Here is a 5,543-nt window from a genome sequence, read left to right as displayed (position 1 = left end):
ATGAAAAGAAGTAGTGTTTGGTGGTCAATTTGAACCGAAACAAGGTGGTCAGTTTAAATTGAAAAGGAGTGGTCAGTTTGACCCGAAATCGATGGTCACTTTATGCTGAAAAAGCGTGGTCAATTTGACCGCTTTTTCCACAAAGGACGTAAGCTTTTTTGGGTTGATTTTTTAGATATCTAAAAAATGAGGAAGAGAAGATATTTTTTTGAACAATTAAGGGAGGATTTTGCTGAGTTTTTGCAAAATCCTCCCTTAAATATAATGGTATTATCTTAGGCTATTTGGCAGCTAAAATGTCCAATTTTTCAATAGACGGAGGTGTTGCCAATAGGTCTGGTGCATTTTCCATTAATGCTTTTGCGATCTTACCGCCAAGGTGTGCCTCTCTGCCTTCTTCGTTTGAAAAAGTATCGTAAATACCGAAGGTAGAAGCATCAATACGGAATGCATACCACGTAACGGTACCGGCTTCTTCAAGAGCAAGCGGTAATGCTCCTGTAATAAAATCTTCAACGTTTTTTTCTTGGCCGGCCTTTGCTTCCAACCGAACTAACAATCCTAATTTTTTCATTGTTTTTATTTTTTAGTTAAACAATTCTTTAATCACAAAATTAGAAAAAACCAGCGCTGCTTCGTTTATTAGTTTGGTTCAATAAGTTATGAAAAGAGGTCAATTAGAGTGGATGTGGTTGGGGCTATACCCAAATTCATTTTTAAAGGCTGCACTAAAATTTGACAAGCTGCCATAGCCAAAGTCCATAAAAATTTCGGAAGGTGTGACTTGGTTATTATGTAACAATTCTTTGGCCTTGTTAAGCCGTTTTTGCTGAAACCATTTCCCTGGAGATTTCTGGTATATACTTATAAATTTTCTCTTAAAAGTAGAGGCACTCATATTGCACAGAAAGGCTATTTCGTCAATATTCAAGTTCGTATAAAGGTTCTTTTCAATTACCATTTTAAATGATAATTCTCTTTCATTGATTAGTAAATAATGTAAGTAATCTAAAAATACCGTCCCATATTTATCAGCCAGATAAAGCATTATTTCTTCAAATTTCAGTTCCAAAATCTTTTGAGAGATAGATTGTTGCAAACCAAAAATCTGTTGGAGCGAATGAATATAATGGATGATAAAATTGTCTTTCTCTAAGAGGAAATAAGGTATATCCGTTATCTTTTTATCTGAGGCATTCTGACTGAAAGAATGGGAATGTTTCAATAAAAAATCGGTGATGTTTTTGTGAGAAAAGAAGAAGAGTAAACAACGGTATGAGCTTACACCTACCAGTTCGGTAACCAAAACATTATTAGATGTGATAAGTAGCGATTGTGTTTCATTGATTGAAATGATATCATTAGAAAAGTGAATGTTTTTTTGACCATCCAATAAGAAACTGAATACATTTTTATTCAGGCCAATCTTGTTTCTAGAACCGTTCTTATACACTTCGTAATTGAAAATTTGCAAATCCGAAGTATGAGTTTCGTTATGTTCCCATAGATCTTCGGGAAGGTTTGTAATGTCCATCGTCAAAATTAAATTGATTTTTTACGGAGTGTTCTTTGGTTGTGTCATTAAAAAATTCGTTCCAAAAGCGATTTTAGCCATTTGAGTTTTTTCTTGCTGTAAGGAGGGTACTTGATAACGCCTTACCACCTGACGAATAGATAAGCTCAAAAAGCTGTTGCTTTCTTTCATCCATCTTTTTCGGGAATATTTCCAAAAGTTTTTCCGAAACCTTTTCTACAAAGCTATCTAAGCTTGTAAGGTCTTCTTTAGAAATATCCCAAAAACCTGCGGGAAGCCGAATCTCATCTTTTCCAAAATCTGTCCCGTTGTATCCGAGCCGGTATTCGGCACCGAGCAAGGTAAGACTTACCATAAAAAGCTTTGTTTGCTTTTTGAAAATATACCGCCTTGCTTTTTTATCCAGATTAAATAATTCGGCTACCAATGGTTCCTGATCTGTACAGCTAAACATAATGTCCACTCTTCCATCGGGAAAAATAATGACTTCTTTATCTTCATCGGTATGATTGGCGCATAGCAGGAAACTCTCCACAAAACCGGAGAGCCGTTTGTCAGGAACAATTTTTATGTACTCAAAATCTTGCATCGTTTTTATGTGCATCTGACCTGGGAAGAAATATTGGATATTCTTAATCAATCTGTCAGATGAATTATATATGCAAAACTAACAAAAAAAAAACAGTCTAAAATACACCACCACACCCGGCAAATGCTGAGTGTGGTGGTGTAAGATTTTACCATTAATGAGGTCGTATGGGCTGTTACAACTCATAGATTTCTTTTAATGCTTCTTTCAATGCCAAAGGTTTTCTTCCCAAAAGGTTTTCCAGATCGTTTGTTACCTCTTCAAACTGGTGGTTTTTCTGATCTTCGGCAAAACCGGCGGTTAGTAAAATGGCAAATTCGGGAACGCCAAACTGCTTTAGTTTTTCGGTAAACTCTGTTGGGGCGGCATTGGTGTAAGAAACCGATTTGCCTGAACGATTTAGTAACCTAACCTTGTCATTTTAAGCCCAAAACTTGTCGGACACCTACTTCCAAATTTTGCCTCACGTTTTATAAACCACTGTATATGAACTGTCTTAACCGTTTTGCTTATTTTTGCTTTCTCCTAATATTTTTAGCTAAAAAATCGACTTTCACCGCTACATATTCGGCATAGCCACGGGCATTTGGTGAAAGTGCAAAAACCGCTTCGCCTACTTCAAAACCATCGGCACCTTCCGTTTTTTCTACAATTTCGCCAGATATATCCCAACCTATGGAAAAGATGAAAGCTGAGAATGCCAGTTTTGAAACTGGAAAGGCTGCTCTGCAAAACTGGTACAACAATGATCGCGGGGAATCGCTTTTTGCGGAACTGTCATTTAATTTTAAAAAAAAGTATGAGGAATAAAATAAAAAAAAGATGGAGTACAGTTTTATTGTTTTCATCTGCCCAAGCTCTTTTTCAGACGGGCTCTATATTGGTTATGGCTTTATCTGGTCTTGTCGGTTTAGAGATTGCGCCAGAGAAAAGTCTGGCTACGCTGCCCATTGCTATGATTTCAGTTGGAACCGTTCTTATGATGATTCTCGCTTCTCTTATTATTAAAAAGATGGGCCAGAGAAAAGCATTTCTTATTGGGACAATCATCGGCGTGCTTGCGGGAATGCTTTCATTTTACGCTATTTTAAAAAACTCATTTGTTCTATTTGTTTTAGGAAACACCCTTATAGGAGTCTGCCAGGCTTTTACACAATATTATCGTTTTGCAGCCGCCGATTCGGTTCCTCAGAAGATCAAAGGAAAAGCAATATCATTTGTGATCGGAGGCGGAGTTGTGGCCGCAATTGCGGGACCGGCCTTAGCCAGATCTACCCAGAATATTGGCGCGGTTTCATTTGCCTATTCCTTTTTATCCATCTCTTTTTTGAGTATCATTTCTTTTCTGGTTATTTTTGGTCTAAAAGAGAAAAAACGTATAACGGCGCAGCAGAAGGATTTTCAGTTTAAGCAATCAAGACCGCTGGGGGAAATTATGGGACAGAATAAAACCATTTTGGCTTTATTATCCTCGGCAGTAGGATATTCCGTGATGATAATGATTATGACCGCAACACCTTTGGCAATGCACCACTGCGGCTATTCCGGCGATGATTCGTCTGTTGTGATACAGTGGCATGTGCTTGGAATGTTTGTGCCTTCTTTTTTTACCGGCACTTTGATTGAGAAATTTGGCACGGGCAGAATAATTCTGTCTGGTGTAGGCATACTGTTTTTGCATTTATATCTGGTTCTGACAGGCACTGATTTTCTTCATTTTGTGTCCGGTCTTATCTTTCTTGGAATAGGCTGGAACTTTATGTTTGTAGGCGGCTCAACTTTATTGTCAAAGGTATATCGAGAAGATGAAAAAGAAAAAGTCCAGGCTTTTCATGATTTTTTTGTTTACATTATCATGAGCATTTCGAGCCTTTCAGCAGGTGGCCTTCTGAGCAGGTGGGGATGTAAAGGAGTAAACATAGCTGCAATTCCAATGCTTCTAATTGTTCTCGGGGCTTTTGCAATTATGAAAGCGAAACATAAAAGAGAAAAAAGAGTGGCTGGTTTTTAACGCCAAGAAAGCGAATCATTTCAAACAAATAAAAAATGGCGCCAAATTGTCTTCAATTGGCGCCATTTGGCTTTGTGACAGGAACAGGACAAATTTCAACATCATTTTTGGATGATTTGAAGAAATTGGCTTTCTATATGTAGTGGTCAGTCTTCCATTGGCTTTGTAAATTTGGTTTAGATGTCCTGTTGGGGATTGATGTAAAAATTATAAAAACTAAATTGGTTTATTGCAGTAAACTAATATACAATTCTACAATATTATATGATTTACCAACTATTGCAGTCAGAAGAATTGTCGTTGTGTACTTTTCGACACTCCTACAAACTATTATTAGTGAATTATCATCTCTTTTTCTCAATTAGTTCGCTGGCATAGTCAGAAAATGAATTTGTGCAAGTGCCACTTGCACAATATAAAAAAAATGGTCCAATTGTCTTCAATTCGCGCCATTTGGCTTTTTGACCACGGTATAAAAGCTTCAGGCATTTAAAAAACACGCAGAACGACAATCGCGCAGGATTGGCAGAAATTGATTCCATCAGTCTGCTGTTCCGGATAAAAAAGCAGTAATGGTCCAGATAGTTTTTTTCTTGTTTTAATCATAAAATGATAAAGGTGTGATTTGCGATGCTGCAATTGTTTAAAAGTAAATTTTCCATGAAGGATGCCATTTAAATTTCTTCACTTTTTTAACATTGCAGAGAAGTGGGGATTGGGGCTAAATAATTATATTTGATTAAAGAAATATACCAAAAACAAATCAAACAGATCTTTCACAATGGACAAAGCTATACAATTAAAGGTTAGAAAAGATTTGGATGCACATCAGCAGCATACGATCCTAAAGCTCAAAGGCAGCCTGATTTCAAAAGGGTACACCGAGATCATACATATTCTGGACCAGGACGAAGAATTCCATATCAATACCTTTGAAACGGACAAAGAGAAACGCAATGAAGTCCAGCAGTATATTGCCGCCTTCATCGATCAGGAAAACCTTATGGACACCATCAGCATCAAATAATATAAAAGTCTTACGGAAAACCAGCCCGCCGGCCGAGAGGCAGGCGGGCTTCCGATCTTTGATGCAAGCCCTAAAAAAAGCCGATAGGATTATCGGCTTACTTTTTTTGCTTTTCTTTTTTTCATCCTTTCCCTGATCTGATACAGGTTTTCAGACAAAAGGCTCAGAATCTTTTTATGATGTTTTGAGGGCTTGTTTTTCATTCCCCTGCATTGGAGGATTTCCATACGGCTGAGCGATATTTCAATGGTTTCCACGGATTTTTCGCCCATTTTAGCCGAGAGTATCAGCGAATCCTTTTTGGCGTAATACTCATTGGTAAAGACACAATGCCCCAAATCATCGCCTTCGCGCATAAAATCCCTAACGTTTTCAATTACGC

General features: G+C 37.5%; 7 protein-coding genes. 2 read left to right on the top strand and 5 right to left on the bottom strand.

All coding sequences use genetic code 11. From position 1 onward, the window contains the following. Positions 1 to 280: 280 nt before the first annotated feature. The 4 genes from ABXT06_RS22650 to ABXT06_RS22635 all read right to left on the bottom strand — a co-directional run bounded on the left by ABXT06_RS22650 (position 281) and on the right by ABXT06_RS22635 (position 2,971). Positions 281 to 574, bottom strand: a complete 294-nt coding sequence (locus ABXT06_RS22650; RefSeq protein WP_047096321.1) for a putative quinol monooxygenase — start codon at positions 572 to 574, stop codon at positions 281 to 283. 99 nt (positions 575 to 673) lie between these two features. Next, complete coding sequence (locus ABXT06_RS22645; RefSeq protein WP_073411757.1) at positions 674 to 1,534, bottom strand: helix-turn-helix domain-containing protein; 861 nt, start codon at positions 1,532 to 1,534, stop codon at positions 674 to 676. Between the two features lie 73 nt (positions 1,535 to 1,607). Beyond that, a complete protein-coding gene (locus ABXT06_RS22640; protein WP_354592750.1) occupies positions 1,608 to 2,174 on the bottom strand; it encodes a hypothetical protein in 567 nt (188 codons plus the stop codon). A gap of 458 nt (positions 2,175 to 2,632) precedes the next feature. After that, on the bottom strand, positions 2,633 to 2,971 hold the full coding sequence (locus tag ABXT06_RS22635) for a hypothetical protein (RefSeq protein WP_129022524.1): 339 nt from the start codon (positions 2,969 to 2,971) through the stop codon (positions 2,633 to 2,635). Here ABXT06_RS22635 and ABXT06_RS22630 point away from each other — a divergent pair. Then, positions 2,923 to 4,134, top strand: coding sequence for an MFS transporter (locus ABXT06_RS22630; protein ID WP_354592749.1), 1,212 nt, complete (start codon positions 2,923 to 2,925; stop codon positions 4,132 to 4,134). The two genes, ABXT06_RS22635 and ABXT06_RS22630, sit on opposite strands and share 49 nt — an antisense overlap. Positions 4,135 to 4,915: 781 nt before the next feature. Continuing rightward, on the top strand, positions 4,916 to 5,161 hold the full coding sequence (locus ABXT06_RS22625; protein ID WP_354592748.1) for a hypothetical protein: 246 nt from the start codon (positions 4,916 to 4,918) through the stop codon (positions 5,159 to 5,161). 89 nt (positions 5,162 to 5,250) lie between these two features. Here ABXT06_RS22625 and ABXT06_RS22620 read toward each other — a convergent pair. Beyond that, positions 5,251 to 5,543: PcfJ domain-containing protein (locus ABXT06_RS22620; protein ID WP_354592747.1), on the bottom strand; the 293-nt coding region annotated here is incomplete at its 5' end.

Source organism: Flavobacterium sp. UW10123 (assembly GCF_040538975.1).
In the GTDB taxonomy this organism is placed as follows: domain Bacteria; phylum Bacteroidota; class Bacteroidia; order Flavobacteriales; family Flavobacteriaceae; genus Flavobacterium.
Note: the sequence above shows the minus strand (reverse complement) of the source record. Positions and strands in the feature narration are given on the sequence as shown.